At 41.5% G+C, this 17931-nt stretch carries 20 protein-coding genes and 1 pseudogene; 19 read left to right on the top strand and 2 right to left on the bottom strand.

From position 1 onward, the window contains the following. Nucleotides 1-21 precede the first annotated feature (21 nt). Nucleotides 22-1398, bottom strand: coding sequence for a chromosomal replication initiator protein DnaA (dnaA, locus tag ISG33_RS14720; RefSeq protein WP_498043316.1), 1377 nt, complete (start codon nucleotides 1396-1398; stop codon nucleotides 22-24). 255 nt (nucleotides 1399-1653) lie between these two features. Then, nucleotides 1654-1830: pseudogene (locus tag ISG33_RS17375) on the bottom strand (DnaA N-terminal domain-containing protein); the annotation flags it as partial. Nucleotides 1831-2341: 511 nt separating this feature from the next. Between ISG33_RS17375 and rpmH the strand changes: the two are divergent. The 19 genes from rpmH (at nucleotide 2342) to atpA (ending at nucleotide 17891) form a co-directional block, all read left to right on the top strand. Further along, complete coding sequence (rpmH, locus tag ISG33_RS14715; RefSeq protein ID WP_014110684.1) at nucleotides 2342-2476, top strand: 50S ribosomal protein L34; 135 nt, start codon at nucleotides 2342-2344, stop codon at nucleotides 2474-2476. Nucleotides 2477-2492: 16 nt separating this feature from the next. Then, a complete protein-coding gene (rnpA, locus tag ISG33_RS14710; RefSeq protein ID WP_195734437.1) occupies nucleotides 2493-2870 on the top strand; it encodes a ribonuclease P protein component in 378 nt (125 codons plus the stop codon). 62 nt (nucleotides 2871-2932) lie between these two features. Further along, nucleotides 2933-3148, top strand: a complete 216-nt coding sequence (yidD, locus tag ISG33_RS17205; protein ID WP_370545339.1) for a membrane protein insertion efficiency factor YidD — start codon at nucleotides 2933-2935, stop codon at nucleotides 3146-3148. A gap of 26 nt (nucleotides 3149-3174) precedes the next feature. Beyond that, a complete protein-coding gene (gene yidC, locus ISG33_RS14700) occupies nucleotides 3175-4878 on the top strand; it encodes a membrane protein insertase YidC (RefSeq protein ID WP_195734351.1) in 1704 nt (567 codons plus the stop codon). 130 nt (nucleotides 4879-5008) lie between these two features. Next, complete coding sequence (locus tag ISG33_RS14695) at nucleotides 5009-5491, top strand: YajQ family cyclic di-GMP-binding protein (RefSeq protein WP_195734350.1); 483 nt, start codon at nucleotides 5009-5011, stop codon at nucleotides 5489-5491. Between the two features lie 17 nt (nucleotides 5492-5508). Continuing rightward, nucleotides 5509-6891 (top strand): tRNA uridine-5-carboxymethylaminomethyl(34) synthesis GTPase MnmE, encoded by a 1383-nt coding sequence (mnmE, locus tag ISG33_RS14690; protein ID WP_195734349.1) that lies wholly within the window; start codon nucleotides 5509-5511, stop codon nucleotides 6889-6891. A gap of 17 nt (nucleotides 6892-6908) precedes the next feature. Further along, complete coding sequence (locus tag ISG33_RS14685; RefSeq protein WP_195734348.1) at nucleotides 6909-7346, top strand: flavodoxin domain-containing protein; 438 nt, start codon at nucleotides 6909-6911, stop codon at nucleotides 7344-7346. A gap of 3 nt (nucleotides 7347-7349) precedes the next feature. Next, complete coding sequence (locus ISG33_RS14680) at nucleotides 7350-8000, top strand: DnaT-like ssDNA-binding domain-containing protein (RefSeq protein ID WP_195734347.1); 651 nt, start codon at nucleotides 7350-7352, stop codon at nucleotides 7998-8000. Next, nucleotides 7997-8815, top strand: coding sequence for a DnaA ATPase domain-containing protein (locus ISG33_RS14675; RefSeq protein ID WP_195734346.1), 819 nt, complete (start codon nucleotides 7997-7999; stop codon nucleotides 8813-8815). The genes ISG33_RS14680 and ISG33_RS14675 overlap by 4 nt, the downstream gene beginning before the upstream one ends. A 451-nt stretch (nucleotides 8816-9266) precedes the next feature. Next, nucleotides 9267-11168, top strand: coding sequence for a tRNA uridine-5-carboxymethylaminomethyl(34) synthesis enzyme MnmG (mnmG, locus tag ISG33_RS14670; RefSeq protein ID WP_195734345.1), 1902 nt, complete (start codon nucleotides 9267-9269; stop codon nucleotides 11166-11168). Further along, nucleotides 11168-11809: a 16S rRNA (guanine(527)-N(7))-methyltransferase RsmG gene (gene rsmG / locus ISG33_RS14665; RefSeq protein ID WP_195734344.1), complete on the top strand. Its 642-nt coding sequence runs from the start codon at nucleotides 11168-11170 to the stop codon at nucleotides 11807-11809. The genes mnmG and rsmG overlap by 1 nt, the downstream gene beginning before the upstream one ends. A 58-nt stretch (nucleotides 11810-11867) precedes the next feature. After that, on the top strand, nucleotides 11868-12644 hold the full coding sequence (locus tag ISG33_RS14660; RefSeq protein WP_195734343.1) for a ParA family protein: 777 nt from the start codon (nucleotides 11868-11870) through the stop codon (nucleotides 12642-12644). Between the two features lie 24 nt (nucleotides 12645-12668). Then, a complete protein-coding gene (locus ISG33_RS14655) occupies nucleotides 12669-13580 on the top strand; it encodes a ParB/RepB/Spo0J family partition protein (protein ID WP_195734342.1) in 912 nt (303 codons plus the stop codon). Between the two features lie 164 nt (nucleotides 13581-13744). Then, entirely contained in the window at nucleotides 13745-14128 is a 384-nt protein-coding gene (locus ISG33_RS14650) for an ATP synthase subunit I (protein WP_195734341.1), read from the top strand. Nucleotides 14129-14184: 56 nt separating this feature from the next. Next, a complete protein-coding gene (gene atpB / locus ISG33_RS14645) occupies nucleotides 14185-15018 on the top strand; it encodes a F0F1 ATP synthase subunit A (RefSeq protein ID WP_195734340.1) in 834 nt (277 codons plus the stop codon). 38 nt (nucleotides 15019-15056) lie between these two features. Continuing rightward, nucleotides 15057-15272: a F0F1 ATP synthase subunit C gene (gene atpE, locus ISG33_RS14640; protein ID WP_195734339.1), complete on the top strand. Its 216-nt coding sequence runs from the start codon at nucleotides 15057-15059 to the stop codon at nucleotides 15270-15272. A 46-nt stretch (nucleotides 15273-15318) separates the two neighbouring features. Then, a complete protein-coding gene (gene atpF / locus ISG33_RS14635; protein WP_195734338.1) occupies nucleotides 15319-15789 on the top strand; it encodes a F0F1 ATP synthase subunit B in 471 nt (156 codons plus the stop codon). Between the two features lie 12 nt (nucleotides 15790-15801). Continuing rightward, a complete protein-coding gene (gene atpH / locus ISG33_RS14630) occupies nucleotides 15802-16335 on the top strand; it encodes a F0F1 ATP synthase subunit delta (protein WP_195734337.1) in 534 nt (177 codons plus the stop codon). 14 nt (nucleotides 16336-16349) lie between these two features. Then, entirely contained in the window at nucleotides 16350-17891 is a 1542-nt protein-coding gene (gene atpA, locus ISG33_RS14625; protein WP_195734336.1) for a F0F1 ATP synthase subunit alpha, read from the top strand. Nucleotides 17892-17931: the final 40 nt, after the last annotated feature.

The raw sequence follows: 17931 nt of genomic DNA, 5'->3' as shown, positions 1-17931 counted from the left end.
TTTGTCTTCTCGTTAAAATTATTATGAAGAAAGCGTACGAATTAGGTTTTTATAGTCTTCTTTTATATCATGACTTTCATTGCGTAACTGATCAACTTTTCTTACCGCATGAATGACAGTTGTATGGTCACGCCCTCCAAAGGCATTTCCAATCTCTGGTAAGCTGTGATTTGTTAATTCCTTCGCTAATGCCATCGCAACTTGACGCGGCCGAGCAACACTTCTGCTGCGTCTTTTCGAAAGTATATCAGCAACTTTGATTTTATAATAATCGGCAACTGTTTTTTGTATGTTATCAATAGTAACTAACTTGTCCTGTAAGGCAAGTAAATCACGTAGCGCATCGCGAACAAAATCGATAGTGATTGGACGACCCGAAAAATTTGCATTAGCAATGACTCTATTCAATGCACCTTCCAACTCTCGGACGTTTGAACGCAAGCGCTTCGCCATGAAGAACGCAACTTCATTTGGCAAATGAATATTAAACTCAAGCGCCTTTCGCATTAATATTGCTACTCTAGTTTCTAACTCAGGAGGCTCAATTATGACCGTAAGCCCCCAGCCAAAACGAGACTTTAAACGATCTTCTACGCCGTCTATCTCTTTAGGATAGCGATCTGATGTGAGAATAATCTGTTGATTGCCTTCTAATAGAGCGTTAAAAGTGTGGAAAAACTCTTCCTGTGACCTATCTTTATTGGCAAAAAATTGAATGTCGTCAATTAACAAAGCATCGACCGAACGATAAAACCGTTTAAACTCTTCAATGGCATTATTCTGCAGAGCCTTTACCATGTCTTGTACAAAGCGTTCACTGTGCATATATACGATTTTCGCATCAGGCTTGTTCGCGAGAATGCCATTGCCTACCGCTTGAGTAAGATGTGTTTTTCCTAAACCCGTTCCGCCGTACAGAAAAAGAGGGTTGTAGGATTTACCAGGATTATTTGCAACCTGTATTGCAGCAGCACGCGCATATTGGTTTGATTTACCTTCAACAAAATTATCGAAAGTGTAATCAGGATTGACGTTGCTTTTATGATCGTCTGAGAGTGGTATAGGTGCCCTAGCGACACCTTCCTGAAAATGCTGAACACCATTTTGGTTGACCTGATGTTCATGCGAAACATGCTGCTGATTTTGAGAGAAACTAAAATCGCCATTCGGTACACTATTAGTACTTACCTGCCCACTTGTATTCACATTTGAATGATTGCTTTCACGGCCCGCATGATGCTTATTTAAAAAAGGGTTCGACTCAACCTGCATTTCTGCGTGACTATGAGCACCTGAAGAATGTCTATTCCTATTAGTAGCATCATCTACACTTACATTAGGAATACTTCCCTTGTTAATGCCTGAATTGCTGCTCGAAGAAGTAGCATGATTAGCCAAATTTTTCTGATTCGCTGCATGGCCTTGACCATTAGCCTGTGCATTGCCTTGATGATGAGCTGACCCACTAGCAACCTGACCCTGAGGGTTAAGCCTGTTCGTATTGGCATCATGCGACCGGTTGTCGTATTGACCACTGCTAGCGTGCTGCCCACCACTGACTTGTGAGCCGAAAGGTGTATTAGCCTGCCTAGGAGCGCGAACCGTAATGACAAGGCTAGGTGCATCCTCTCCATATAAAGACTTAAGTGTTTCGGTAATAAGACCATGATATTTATCACGCACCCAATCAAGTACAAAATGATTGGTTGCAAACAGGTGCAATGCATCCCCTGTGAATTCGACGCCAAGCGGTTTTAGCCACATGTTGAATTGCTCAGACGGAAGTTCTTCTTTCAAAGCGTCTAAACAATGATCCCAATTGATGCTCAATGTAACTACTCCCTGACGTGCAATAAAATTCTAATCACCTTTCGAAAAAGGGCGACTAGAATATGGCATATGCGCCTATTTATCCACAGCTAAATGCATTTTCTAATAGTTTTTTTGAGTCTAAAATGGCCATTACTACTATCTTGTTGTTATATATAAATTTTATCTGGGGATAACCTGATGAAAATCATCATCTTTATGGATTTTTAGCCCTACCAAAGCAAAATTAACGCATTAATTGTGCCAAGGTGTATAAATTTCAGTCTCGAATTGTGGATAAATCTAGCACTTACTGACAATTTATGCACAATTCGCAATTTGTAATGACCAAATTCAACTGAAAGCCTTATTTTTAATGATCTAGAGCAGATAATCGTTGACAAAGTAAATAATGATCTCTAATATTCCGCGTCCATTTCAGAGCATACTTTACGAATTGCTACGAGCAGTTACTAACTCAGCAATTTCTAAAGCGCTCCATTATTAATTTGAAACAAGTAGAGATCAGGTCATGAAAAGAACTTTTCAACCAAGTAATTTAAAGCGTAAACGCTCACACGGCTTTCGTGCTCGCATGGCCACTAAAAACGGTCGTAAAGTACTAGCTAATCGTAGAGCTAAAGGAAGAGCTAAGCTTTCTGCTTAATACTTGAGCAATCAATATTAACAACTTAAGCAATGCTTTTCCTCGGGAGTCACGTTTGCTGACTCCCAGTAACTATTCCTTCGTTTTCGAAGATGCTATTCCTGCAGTTTCTCCACACATCACCGTTCTTGCACGATTTAACACTATCAACGGCCCAAGGCTAGGTATTACTGTACCCAAAAAGAAAGTAAGAAACGCCGTAGATCGAAATAAAATCAAAAGAATTGTTCGAGAAAGCTTCCGAATACAAAGACATCAGCTACCAAATGTTGATATTATCGTAATAGCTAAGCACGGTATTGGGCAGATGGATAAAAAATCACTTGCTCGGCAACTCGACAAATTATGGCTAAAGATGAGTAAACGATGCGAACAGCAAACTCAAAAGAAGTAAATAGACAGAAAAGTACTCAGTCAGTTGGGTCATCATCTATCGCGACTTTGCCGTTTCGTTCCTTGATAAAGGGCTATCAAGTCCTCATATCTCCTATTCTTGGCCAAAATTGTCGATTTCATCCAACTTGTTCTTGCTATGCCAACCAAGCATTAACCGAACACGGCTTAATAAAAGGCACTTGGCTTTCAATGAAGCGAATTTCGAAGTGTCATCCGCTTCATCCTGGCGGGTTTGACTATGTGCCAAAAACGAAAGATAAAAACCGACGTAATTAAAAATAAACATTCAAATTGAGAATTATATGGAATCGCAAAGACCTTTATTAATTATAGGCCTACTGTTAGTAAGTTACTTATTATGGATTGAATATCAGGAGACTTATGGGCCTCAACCTCTAACTCCTCCTGCGCAAACTGTTGCAGACCAAGGAATACCGAGTGTTCCTTCGGCAACGACCAGCTCAATACCAAGTGCTACTACTGCACCAAGCGCTTCAACCGCTAGCGCGACCGACATTCCGACGAGCCCACAAGCTCAAACAGCTCAAGCTGAAATAAATACTGCGAGCGATCGTTTTATCACAGTCACAACCGATACCTTAGATATTACTATTGACTTAGTCGGCGGTGATATTGTTCGTGCTGACTTAGTAAAATACCCGGTAACACAAGATTCCAACGATTCATACCAACTACTCAAACCAGATTTAGCCCGTTTGCACATTGCACAAAGCGGTCTGGTTGGTGCGCAAGGCCCAGACTCAAATCCAAAAGGTCGTCCACAATATAGTACGTCAAAAACAAACTTTGAATTAAATGGTGAAACATTATTAGTGCCGCTTACTTGGTCATCTGCTGAAGGTCTTAGCATCACTAAAACCTTTGTGTTCACTGCCGACCAACATATCGTGGATGTTAACTACACGATTGAAAACAATACCGGTTCAGTTGCCAGCATGTCGCAGTTTGCACAACTTAAACAAACTACACTCGAACAAGAGGGCGGTAGTATGTTTATGCCTATCTACAGAGGCGGCGCCTACTCTACTGCAGACGATAAATACGTTAAATTTAATTTTGGTGACTTTGAAGATGAGAAGCTAAATGCCACGACTAAAGGCGGATGGACTGGCATGATCGAGCATTACTTCGTTACCGCATGGGTACCACCACAAGACCAAACTAACCTCATTACTAGCCGTATTGTCGACAACAACTTTGCCATCATTGGCTACACAGGCACGCCCATTGCGGTTGAATCAGGCACGCAAGCTCAGGTATCTAGTCGCATCTACATGGGCCCTAAAACCCAAAGCGTACTTGCTGAAATAGCACCTGGCTTAGACCTAACGGTTGACTACGGTATTCTATGGTGGTTATCGCAACCATTATTCTCATTACTCACTTGGATACAAAGCATCGTCATAAACTGGGGCTTAGCAATTATATGCGTCACTATCGTTGTGAAAGGTGCAATGTATTGGCTAACCAAGAAACAATATGAGTCAATGGCTAAAATGCGTAATCTACAACCGAAGATGGCACAATTAAAAGAGCGCTATGGTGACGATAGGCAAAAAATGTCACAGGGTATGATGGAGCTTTATAAAAAAGAAAAGGTCAATCCGATGGGCGGGTGCTTTCCGCTACTATTACAAATGCCAATTTTCTTAGCCTTATATTGGGTACTCTTAGAAAGTGTCGAACTACGCCACGCAGACTTCATCTTTTGGATAACCGACCTATCGGTAGCCGATCCATATTACGTACTACCTATATTAACCGGCGCGAGTATGTGGTTATTGCAGAAGCTACAACCAATGACTATTACCGACCCCTTACAACAAAAGATAATGACTTTCATGCCAGTGGCAATGAGCATATTCTTCTTCTTCTTCCCTGCAGGTCTAGTGCTGTATTGGTTAGTGAGTAACGTGATTACACTGATACAAGCGAAAATCATTTATGCTTCTATGGAAAAGCGCGGAATAAGCGCGAAGGGTTAATTGATAAGTTCATAAACCGTAAGACTAATAACAAGCCCGCATTCGCGGGTTTTGTTTTAAGTGCTAAACAGATAAACCTTAACAAGCTACAATAACGTAAAATAAGAAACTAAAATTCAGGAGATATACCATGCCGTCATTTGATATCGTTTCAGAACTTAACAGTGAAGAGGTTCGCAACGCGACCGAGAATGCAAGCCGAGAATTATCGACACGTTTTGATTTTCGTGGTGTTGAAGCGTCATTCGAATTTAAAGACGACACCGTCATCATGAAAGCCGAAAGCGAATTTCAGCTTAAGCAGATGATGGATATTTTACGTAATGCACTAGTAAAACGCGGTGTGGATACCTCATCTATGGATCGTAATGATTCAGACCATAGCGGCAAAACTCATAAACAAACAATCGGCTTCAAACAAGGGATTGACCAGCCTTTGGGCAAGAAAATAGTGAAGCTTATAAAAGACAAAAAACTCAAAGTACAGACTGCCATTCAGGGCGAACAATTGCGCGTAACAGGCAAGAAACGTGACGATTTGCAAGCTGTTATGGCCTTTCTGAAACAAGAAGACCTTGGCCAGCCGTTACAGTTTACTAACTTTCGCGATTAACTAAATAGGAAGCGTTAATGAGCCAGCACCATGCAAACTTAGCAAAAGAGACCATTGTTGCACAGGCAACTGCACCTGGGCGTGGTGGTGTTGGCATTATTAGAGTATCCGGCCCGAATGCCCGTATTATCGCCGAACAGCTATTAGGAACCTGCCCTGCCCCTCGACAAGCGCAATATCTTCCCTTCAAAGACCAACAGCAGCAGATTATCGATCAAGGTATTGCCCTATTTTTTCAAGCGCCAAACTCATTTACCGGCGAAGACGTGCTTGAACTGCAAGGTCATGGTGGTCAGGTGGTAATGGAGCTCTTATTAGACGCTTGTGTTTCCTCAAATAAGGTTAGACTGGCTCGACCAGGTGAGTTTAGCGAACAAGCTTTCTTAAATGACAAGCTCGACTTAACTCAAGCAGAGGCTATTGCCGACTTAATTAATGCCAGTTCAAAACAGGCTGCAATAAGCGCACTAAAATCACTTCAAGGCGAATTTTCAAAACAAGTGAATTTGCTTGTTGAGCAACTTATACATTTACGAATGTATGTGGAGGCCGCCATTGATTTCCCGGAAGAGGAAATAGACTTTTTAAGTGATGGAAAGGTTCAGGGCGACCTCGACCTTATTTGCAAGCAACTCGATACTATTAAACATCAAGCAAAACAAGGAAGTTTACTGCGTGACGGTATGTCGGTAGTGATTGTTGGCCGCCCCAATGCAGGTAAATCGAGTCTACTTAACGCCTTATCTGGCAAAGATTCTGCTATCGTTACTGATATTGCCGGAACCACTCGTGATGTCCTAAAAGAGCACATTCATATTGATGGCATGCCTTTACATATTATCGACACAGCTGGTTTACGCGACAGCGCAGACGAAGTAGAGCGTATTGGTATAGAAAGAGCATGGCAAGAAATAGAAAAGGCCGATCGAATATTGTTTATGGTCGACAGTAATGTAGAAAAAGCATCGCAACCAAACGAGATCTGGCCAGCGTTTTATAACAAACTACCTGCACATGCAAAAATATCTGTTATTAGGAATAAGTGTGATGAAAGTAAGGAAGCTATTGGTATAGATGACTCAGCTGACTACAGCGTAATTCGATTATCGGCAAAACAACATCAAGGCATCGACTTATTGCGAGATCATTTAAAACAATGCATGGGCTTTGAGCAAGCGGGTGAAGATCAAGTAATCGCTAGGCAACGTCATATTATTGCATTGCAACGAGCCGATGAGCATATTCTACAAGGCAAGTCACAACTTGAAGATAATATGGCTGGCGAGCTCTTAGCGGAAGAACTTAGAATTGCACAACAGTACTTGAATGAAATAACAGGCGAATTTAGTTCTGATGATTTATTAGGAAAGATATTTTCATCTTTCTGTATCGGAAAATAATAAATAAGGTAATAACTATGCATTTTGATATCGTTGTGGGCTCTGTATTGGGTGCCTCTGAGTATGTTGCCGAAGCGCTGCAAGCAACTGCTGAAGAAGCAGGACACAAAGCCACTTGCCATTTTGAACCAACACTTGCAGATATTTCTGCCGAAAGAACTCTCGTTGTTTGCACTTCTACCCATGGTGCTGGTGACTTACCCGACAATATTCAAGCCTTCGCAAACGACTTAAAAAGCCTTGATATGACGAATTTTTCCGTACTCATCGTTGGTTTAGGAGATAGCAGCTACGATACTTATTGTGGCGCAGCTATTCAAATGGAAGAGCTACTCTCTAAACAAAAAGCAACTTTACTTACACCCGCTCTGCATATCGATGTACTTCATCACCCCATTCCTGAAGATACCGCAGTAGAATGGTTTACCAAATTTCTATCCTCATCAGAAAGCTAATTTATGAACAGTTTGGAGTTAGATGCATTACAACTTCCATTGAGCAACCATGCTCGGGCGCTTTATTGCGTCTATTTATCTCCAAAAAGTGATGCTAAAACTGGCGAGATTAACTTGTTATATAAAGATGTGATGGCTTTCCTGAACAGTAAAGAGCCAATTGTAGAACTTGGTCGTCAAGTAAACTCTTTATTAAAAGAGCTAGCAAATGTTGGCCTTGTGAGTATCAAGGAACGTTCCTCATTTAAACTAAGCCTAAACCAACATCTTATTACTTTACCCTTAAAAATAACTGATGAACCCAAAGTGATTATTGATGAACATCATCAAGGTTTCGGCAAGATGACCGTCGACTGGCATCCTGACCCCACACTTTTTAACCAGCTTTGTCAGCTTGTTGGCGTAATTGATAAAGGGTATTCTGCAGATGAATTAGGGGAATACATTGCCTATTGGTTGGGCTATCCAGAAAAACAATTTAGTCAGTACCAATGGACGCAAAAATTTGTACTTAATATAAAACTTCGCAGGCAACGCCAGCCGGTAAGTAAAGAACAAACAAAAGTGGGTCATCAGTGGATTACGCCAGAAGCTGGTTTAGAAGTAGATGACAACGTAAAAAAACTTGTAGAAAAATACAGCGGAAAACAATGAAAGCACTCAATGACAGAATCAATGAATTAGCAAAATCATTGGGCAAAGATCCTGAACCCGAAGCCATGTTTGACTATAAACAGCGACGTGAAGAATTCGATCGTCTGGCCAACCAAGACGTGAAGAAGCTACAAGTAGAAACCCGTCAACAACGTGTACAAGAGATTCATGGGAAATCAGAACTGAACCCTAAATGGACCTTCCATAACCTTGTAGAAGACGCACAGGACGTTGTTGAAGCCATCAACATCGCCAAATCTTTCATCGCTGCCCACGCCGACCCGAGTTGGCGAAACACGAGTGCTCATATGATGATCTTTTATGGTGACTATGGACGAGGTAAATCACACATTGCGGGTGCCATCGCTCACCAACTTATTGATCAGTATGAAACCACCGTGCTGTATAGACAGCTTCAAACCCTATTGGAAATGAGATTCTCCTCTTACGATTTTCAATCTGGCGATAACGCCCCAGAGAAATTCAGAGAAATCAATAAACAACTTCAAGACGTAGATCTCCTGATACTTGACGAAGTATGCGTAAACCAGAGTATGTTAAAGAAGAATACGCAGAGTTGGTTAGGAAATTTGTTACGCCAACGATTAGTAAATAACAAAAACTGTATATTGATCACCAATCACAACCTCAAGGAACTTGAAACTGCACTTGGCCCTTATTGCTTTGAGTCAATAAAGGAATATGATACTTACAAAGTGCGCTTCCAAGGCCCTAGTAGACGAAAACAAGTGGTGCCAGACCAAGCAGAGCCTAGTAGTGCATCGAATCAATATCAACCTAATCAAGTTCGTTAAGAACACTTTACCCACAATAAAATGACAACTTAATCAGTATTGTGGATAAGATCGATCCAAAGATGTGTTAAAGCTATGTTCATCCACTGAATCAAATTTTGACTATTTTCAGTTGTGGATAAAAGAGCTAGTTATACCGATCATATACCGACTCTACACCTTCTTACTCACATGCTTATACTTGTTGTAAGTACATGTATATTAAAAGTAAAATTGGCTTATACACAGAAAAAGGCTTGCTTAATAATAGTAATAATAATCTATATATCTAAGATCTCTATATTTAATAAGCGAAGCGCTTTCGCCTTTGTAGGCTTAATTTCATAAGCAAAAACTTATACAAGCGTCTATTTAATAATCATTTAAAAACAGGCTAAACTCATATAATATATGCGCCCCAATTTTTGGGCTTTAAATTTTTATATGTTTCTCAATATCGAGGCAATATCTCATGTTTTACCAACAAGATTTTGATGTCATTGTTGTAGGTGGTGGACACGCAGGTACAGAGGCAGCTACAGCCGCTGCGCGCATGGGTGCTAAAACTCTATTACTCACTCACAGTATCGAGACCTTAGGTCAAATGTCGTGCAATCCTGCAATTGGTGGTATTGGTAAAGGTCACTTGGTAAAAGAAATTGATGCTTTGGGCGGTGTTATGGCGAAAGCTACCGACAAAGCAGGTATTCAGTTTAGAACACTGAATTCTAGTAAAGGCCCTGCAGTGCGAGCAACACGAGCTCAGGCTGATAGAAGTTTATACCGTATGGCTGTGCGTGAAGTATTAGAAAAACAAGAGAATCTCACCTTATTTCAACAGTCTTGCGATGATTTAATTGTTGAGAACGATCGAGTTACCGGTGTTGTAACTCAAATGGGATTGAAATTTAAAGCCAAAACGGTTGTGGTTACGGTAGGAACTTTTCTTGGTGGCACCATACATATCGGCATGGAAAATTATAAAGGTGGACGCGCTGGCGATCCGCCCTCCATTGCCTTGGCTGAGCGCCTTCGTGCGTTGCCTTTCAGAGTTGAGCGTTTAAAAACCGGCACACCAGCTCGTTTAGATACTCGAACACTCGATTATTCTAAGATGCAGGCACAACCGGGTGACACGCCATTACCGGTATTTTCATTCATGGGTAGCGTTGAAGATCATCCAAGGCAAATACCTTGTTACATCACCCATACCAATGAAAAAACACACGATATTATTCGTTCAGGTTTAGACCGTTCACCTATGTATACTGGTGTGATCGAAGGTGTTGGGCCGCGGTATTGTCCGTCTATTGAAGATAAGATAATGCGATTCTCGGAGAAAAATTCTCATCAAATATTTGTTGAACCAGAAGGGTTAAACAGCGTTGAAGTATACCCGAATGGTATTTCTACCAGTCTGCCATTCGATATTCAAATGGCTTTAGTCCGCTCAATTAACGGTTTTGAAAACGCACATATTATTCGTCCCGGTTATGCTATTGAGTATGATTTCTTTGACCCTCGAGACCTAAAACAAAGCCTCGAAACAAAATATATCAGCGGTCTATTTTTCGCCGGACAAATAAACGGTACTACGGGCTATGAAGAAGCTGGCGCTCAAGGATTGATTGCTGGGGCAAATGCTGCGCTTCAATGTCAGGGTAAAGAAGCCTTTGAATTACGTCGTGATGAAGCTTACATTGGCGTATTGATTGACGATTTAGCCACTATGGGAACCAAAGAGCCCTATCGGATGTTTACCAGTCGTGCTGAGTATAGGCTGTTATTGCGTGAGGATAACGCTGATGTTCGCTTGACTGAAAAAGGCCGAGAGATTGGACTCGTTGGTGATGAACAATGGGCCTATTTTCAAGAGAAAATGAATAGTATTGAGCTTGAAAAGCAGCGTTTAAAGTCTCAGTGGGTGCATCTTAAACATGATTCATTAGATGAACTTAACGCCTTACTTAAATCTCCCATTAGCCGCGAACATTCTTTAGAAGAATTAATACGCAGACCAGAAATGACCTATGAAAAATTAACGAATATCGCTAATTTTGGGCCAAGCATAAGCGACCCTAAAGCCGCCGAGCAAGTCGAAATTCAAATTAAGTATGCTGGTTACATTGAACGTCAAAAGGACGAAATAGCGAAATCCTTAAAGCATGAAAATACCCTGCTTCCAATTGATTTTGATTTTTCGCAAATATCAGGATTGTCGAATGAAGTTGTCGCAAAATTAAAAGAAGCTCGGCCAGAAACAATAGGTAAAGCATCGCGAATATCGGGTATTACCCCAGCAGCAATATCCTTGCTCTTGGTTTACTTGAAGAAGCACAACATGTTGTTTAAATCAGAGCAAAAGACTGCATAATGGACGCATTGTATTCAACGCTTAGCGCTTCATTTAAGAGGATATCCAAAAACCTAAACTTCGATATTACTGACGATCAACAAGACAAGTTAATACGTTATGTGTTGATGATTAATAAGTGGAATAAGGCCTATAATCTTACCTCGGTTCGCGACCCGGAAGAGATGTTGGTAAAACACATTTTCGACTCCATTGTGGTGTCTCCGTATTTAGAAGGTCAATACTTTGCTGACGTTGGCACGGGCCCAGGTTTACCAGGTATTCCCTTGGCAATAATGAATCCAGATAAAGACTTTTTGTTAGTCGATAGTTTAGGTAAACGTATACGGTTTATAAAACAAAGTTTATATGAACTTCAGATTGATAACGTAAAGGCAGTGCAAAGTCGGGTTGAAGAACTTGAACTTGATAAAGCTCTTGACGGCGTGCTGAGCAGAGCCTTTGCATCGCTTAAAGATATGTTGTTTTGGTGTCAGAACTTAACTGATGCCCAAGGTCAGTTTTTGGCCTTAAAAGGACAACTAAATCAACTTGAGCTTGACGAAATCCCCACAGGCTTTAAAGTGGTGAATTCGATAAACCTTTCGGTGCCAACATTACAAGGTGAACGACACCTTCTTGTGGTGCAAAAAGTACAATAGAGAAAGTGTGAGCTGATTAGTCACACAGGTAGTTAACTCATAACAAACGGAATTTATTGTGGCGAGAGTCATTTCAATAGCAAATCAAAAAGGTGGTGTTGGTAAAACCACCACAGCAGTTAACGTGGCAGCGTCTATGGCTGCTACCAAGCGTAAGGTGCTGTTGATAGATCTTGACCCTCAAGGCAACGCTACCATGGGCAGTGGTGTCGACAAGTATGACGTTGAAAATACCTGCTATGAGCTTCTAATTGAAGATATACCGATAGACGACATCATCATTACCGAAACAAGCGGCAAATATCATCTTATTGCCGGTAATGCTGATATTACTGCGGCTGAAATAAAACTCATGGAAGTGTTTGCGCGGGAGCTGCGTCTTCGTAATGCAATAGAGTCGATACAAGATAAATACGACTACATTTTCATTGATTGCCCACCTTCACTTAACCAACTTACTGTGAATGCCCTAGCGGCTTCCGATTCAGTATTAGTGCCGATGCAGTGCGAATATTACGCCCTCGAGGGTGTTACTGCATTAATGGATACGATTGAAAAATTAGCCTCGGTGGTAAATCCTGAATTGAAAATAGAGGGCGTACTTCGCACAATGTACGACCCAAGAAACCGGTTAGCTAATGATGTTTCTGAACAACTCAAACGCCATTTTGGCGACCAAGTGTATCGAACTGTCATTCCTCGGAATGTGCGTTTAGCAGAAGCGCCCAGTCATGGTGTACCTGCAATGTATTACGATAAATCGTCTACCGGTGCGAAGTCTTACTTGGCATTGGCCGGTGAAATATTGCGCCGACGTAAAAAAGAATCGACATAAATTTAATATAAGGTTGAGCCTAGGATGTCTCCAAAAAGTAAAGGTCTTGGTCGTGGTTTAGATGCATTGCTTGCTACAAGTAGAAGCCACGCCGACAAACAAAAACAAGACGATAGACCTGATAGTGTTGAAGAAAACGAACTTAAGAATATTCCTATTGAGTTCATGCAACCGGGTAAATACCAACCTCGCAAAGATATGTCGCCTGAAGCCTTAGAAGAGCTTGCCGCTTCAATTCGGTCTCAGGGTATTATTCAGCCGATTGTTGTGCGTCAAATTGGTGAAAACAAGTACGAAATTATCGCCGGTGAACGCCGGTGGCGCGCTGCGCAGTTAGCAAAGTTAGACACCATTCCATGTTTAGTTAAACCCGTACCAGATGAAGCAGCTGTGGCGATTGCACTTATTGAGAACATCCAACGGGAAGATCTCAATGCCATGGAAGAAGCTCAAGCTCTCGACCGTTTAATGATTGAATTTAACTTAACTCATCAGCAAGTTGCTGAGGCTGTTGGTAAATCAAGAACCACAGTAACTAATCTGTTGCGTCTTAATTCCCTACAAGACGATGTAAAACGTTTACTTGAGTACGGCGATATTGACATGGGCCATGCCAGAGCACTTCTTGCATTGGACGGTGAGCTTCAATCAGATACTGCCAAAATGGTTGCCGATAAAGGCCTAACCGTTCGCGAGACTGAAAACTTGGTGAAGAAAACTCAACAGGATATCGACACTCCCACCACTGAAAAACAAGACCAAAAAGACAGCATTGATCCTGATGTAAAACGCCTTGAGACTAGCTTATCTGAGAACTTTGGTACTCAAGTACAAATTGCCCATAACAAAAAGGGTAAAGGCAAGTTGGTAATCAATTTCGGTGATTTAGACCAGCTGGAAGGCATTTTAAGCAAAATGAGTGTGAGTGAAAGATAAAACTGATAAAAAGTTCGGTAAATTTTTAGTATTGAACTAGGCTTGTTCTTGATCGTGGCATAACTGCACCAACAAAGGGAAAAAAGCCGGAAAAAGTTGAATTTTTCTCGTTTAACAGTATACTTTGCGCGCCTTAAGTTAGGTATGAATTTTAGGAAAGTATAATGCCTGTGAATTTGGCCAATAACGGAAAAGAATTAGCCAAAAAAGGGATTATTGCGCAATGTTTGTCATCACTTGCGTTAATAGTGATCGTTTTGTTTATAAAACCAGAACATACTATTGCTGTAATAATTGGCTCGCTATCTTTCATCATACCTCATAGTTTTTTTGCATATTGGTCATTTCGATATGCGGGTGCGACCAAAAGTCACTTGGTTGTGCAAAGTTTTAGTCAAGGCTTAAAAATAAAGCTTGCTTTAACTACGTTATTTTTTGTCATTGCATTTTCTCAGCTAAATGCAGCGCCTCTTCCATTCTTCGGCGCTTATGTTTTGACAATCGCAAGTCAATGGCTTGCTATGTTCCGACTACGACACATGTCGTAGTAATACTTAAACGGTACACTGAAACAATTTTTAATTTAAACAATTTGGGTTTATCAATGGCTTCTGAATATTCTACTGCAGACTATATCCAACACCATTTAACAAATGCGAAGATGTGTAATACTGAATCTGGTATTGCCTTCAACAAAGCATGTGCTGATGCTGGTTTTTGGACTATTCACATTGACACTATGGCATGGTCTATAGGGTTAGGTATTTTGTTTCTCGCTATCTTTAGAAGCGTTGGCAAAAAAGCAACGACGGGTGTGCCAGGGAAGTTACAGGCACTCGTTGAGATCGTAGTTGATTTCGTAGATACAAACGTTAAAAGCACCTACCACGGAAAAAGCTCATTAATTGCTCCCCTAGCACTCACTATTTTTGTATGGGTGTTGTTAATGAACTTTATGGACTTAGTACCAGTTGATGTTCTGCCACGCATAGCAGCCTTAATAGGCGAACATGCATTTGGCATGGATCCACATGACGTTTATATCAAATCTGTACCAACAACCGACCTCAATCTAACAGCCGCACTAGCTATTGGTGTGTTTATCCTCATGATCGGCTACGCTATAAAAATGAAGGGTATTACTGGTTTTACCAAAGAGCTCACTATGCAGCCTTTCAATCACCCAGCGTTCATTCCGGCCAACTTTATATTAGAGACAGTAACCTTAATTGCTCGTCCTTTCTCTTTAGCTTTGCGTTTATTCGGCAACCTGTACGCAAGTGAGCTAATCTTTATTCTTATTGCAACGGTTGGTTTATTCCAGCTACCGTTACATTTTGCATGGGCTGTTTTCCACTTGTTGGTACTTCCCTTACAGGCGTTTTTATTTATGACTCTTACCATCGTTTATTTGAGTTTGGCGAGTCAAGATCACTAGTTCTAATTTTTAACTTTAAATAACTATCGGAGAAACACATGTTATACATCGCAGTTGCAATTATCCTTGGTTTAGGTGCACTCGGAACCGCTCTAGGTTTCGGTATGCTAGGTGGTAAGTTCCTAGAGTCCACTGCTCGTCAACCAGAGTTAGGTCCACAGCTACAAACAAAAATGTTTATCGTAGCGGGTCTTATCGATGCTATCGCTATGATCGGTGTTGGTATCTCGTTCTACCTATTATTCGCAATTTAATTTAGTCACGTATTTTTGAAAGCGAAATAATGAGGAGGAGCGGTTTATGAACATGAATGCCACTCTAATTGGTCAATTAATTGCCTTTACGGTCTTTGTACTCTTTTGTATGAAATACGTTTGGCCTCCATTAATGGCCGCAATAGAAGAGCGCCAAAAGACGATCGCAGACGGGCTTGAAGCTTCAAAACGAGGTGAAAAAGATCTCGAACTTGCACAGGCGAAAGCGACTGAGCAGTTAAGAGAAGCAAAAGCACAAGCTGCTGAGATTATTGAGCAAGCCAAACGCAGAGCTACGCAACTTGTTGATCAAGAAACGCAGCGCGGCAATGAAGAGAGAGAGAAAATTATCTCTCAAGGCTATGCTGAAATCGAAGCTGAGCGAAATCGTGTGAAAGAAGATCTACGCAAACAAGTTGCTGTTCTTGCAGTAACCGGCGCGTCGAGAATTCTTGAACGTGAAATTGATGCTCAAGCACAAAATGACATTGTTGAAAAACTTGTCGCTGAACTGTAAGGGGACTGAGCCATGTCTGAATTGACCACTGTCGCTCGCCCTTATGCAAAAGCAGCATTTGATTTCGCGGTTGAGCAAGGCGATATTGCCAATTGGCAGCAAATGTTAGCCTTTGCGTCAGAAGTTACTAACAATGAAACAATGAAAGATATACTCACGAGCGCAATGTCGCCCGAATATCTTGCCGATTTGTTTAACAAAGTCTGTGCAGATCAACTAAATACTCATGGTCAAAACTTTATAAGTGTTTTGGCTGAAAATAGTCGTTTGGCAGTAATCCCACACATATCTATTCTGTTTGATGAATTAAAATCAGACTATGACAAAGAAGTGAATGTTGATGTTACATCAGCTACGTCACTTTCCGAAGATCAAAAGGTAGCAATGAGTGCGGCGCTAGAAAAACGATTAGCACGTAAAGTGAAGCTTATTTGTAGCGTGGATCCAACATTGGTCGCAGGTGTCATTATAAAGGCCGGCGATACAGTGATAGATGGTTCCGTAAATTCTAAATTGAACCGTCTTTCAGACGCGTTACAAGCATAACGGGGATAAAGAGCATGCAACTTAATTCCACTGAAATTGCAGAACTGATCAAGAAAAGAATTGAACAGTTTGACGTAGTAAGTGAAGCTCGAAATGAAGGAACTATCGTTGGTGTGACCGACGGTATTATTCGCATACACGGCCTAGCCGATGTAATGCAAGGTGAAATGATCGAGCTTCCTGGAAGCCGTTACGCCATCGCATTGAACCTCGAACGAGATTCAGTTGGTGCTGTTGTAATGGGTCCTTATGCCGACCTTCAAGAAGGCATGAAAGTACAATCAACTGGTCGTATTCTAGAAGTACCAGTAGGCCCAGGCCTGCTTGGTCGTGTTGTAAACACGCTAGGTGAGCCTATCGATGGTAAAGGCGCAGTTGAAGCAGCCGGTTTTGAACCAGTTGAAAAAATTGCACCGGGCGTAATTGAACGTCAATCGGTAGATCAACCAGTACAAACGGGTTATAAGTCAGTTGACGCTATGATCCCAATCGGTCGTGGCCAGCGTGAGTTGGTAATTGGTGACCGTCAAACAGGTAAAACAGCCCTTGCGATTGATGCCATCATCAACCAGAAAGGCACAGGCATTAAATGTGTTTACGTAGCAATCGGTCAGAAAGCATCGACTATTGCTAACGTGGTTCGAAAGTTAGAAGAGCACGGAGCGATGGGTCACACCATCATCGTTGCTGCATCTGCTTCTGAATCTGCTGCACTTCAATACCTAGCACCTTACTCAGGTTGTACAATGGGTGAATACTTCCGTGACCGCGGTGAAGATGCACTTATCGTATACGATGACTTGTCAAAACAAGCTGTAGCATACCGTCAGGTATCACTACTATTGAAACGTCCTCCAGGTCGTGAAGCTTATCCAGGTGACGTTTTCTATTTGCACTCAAGATTGCTAGAGCGTGCTGCTCGTGTAAACAACATTTATGTTGAGAAATACACCAATGGTGAAGTGAAAGGTAAAACAGGTTCATTAACTGCACTGCCAATCATTGAAACACAAGCAGGCGACGTATCAGCTTTCGTACCAACAAACGTTATCTCAATTACCGATGGTCAAATCTTCCTAGAGAGTGATTTGTTTAACGCGGGCATACGCCCAGCGGTTAATGCCGGTATTTCTGTATCTCGTGTTGGTGGTGCTGCACAAACTAAGATTGTTAAAAAGTTAGGCGGTGGTATTCGTCTAGCACTTGCACAATATCGTGAATTAGCAGCGTTTTCTCAGTTTGCATCCGACCTAGATGATGCAACGCGTGAGCAGCTAGAGCACGGTGAGCGTGTAATGGAGCTTATGAAACAGAACCAGTACGCACCGTTATCGGTAGCGGAAACCGCTGTTTCCTTGTTCTCGGCTGAAAAAGGCTATTTGAAAGACATTGAACTTAATAAAGTTCTGGATTTCGAAGCGGCTCTTCATTCGTACATGAACAATGAAAAAACCGAGCTCATGAACACAATCAATGAAACTGGTAACTACAACGATGATATCGAGTCACAGTTGAAAGAAGCGTTTGATACGTTTAAAGCAACCCAGACTTGGTAATCAATCTGCCTCAACGTGCTTAGCTTGTTGGGGCAAATCG

Origin of the sequence: Marinibium conchae, from assembly GCF_015595035.1 — a bacterium.
GTDB lineage: Bacteria > Pseudomonadota > Gammaproteobacteria > Enterobacterales > Alteromonadaceae > Glaciecola.
Note: the sequence above shows the minus strand (reverse complement) of the source record. Positions and strands in the feature narration are given on the sequence as shown.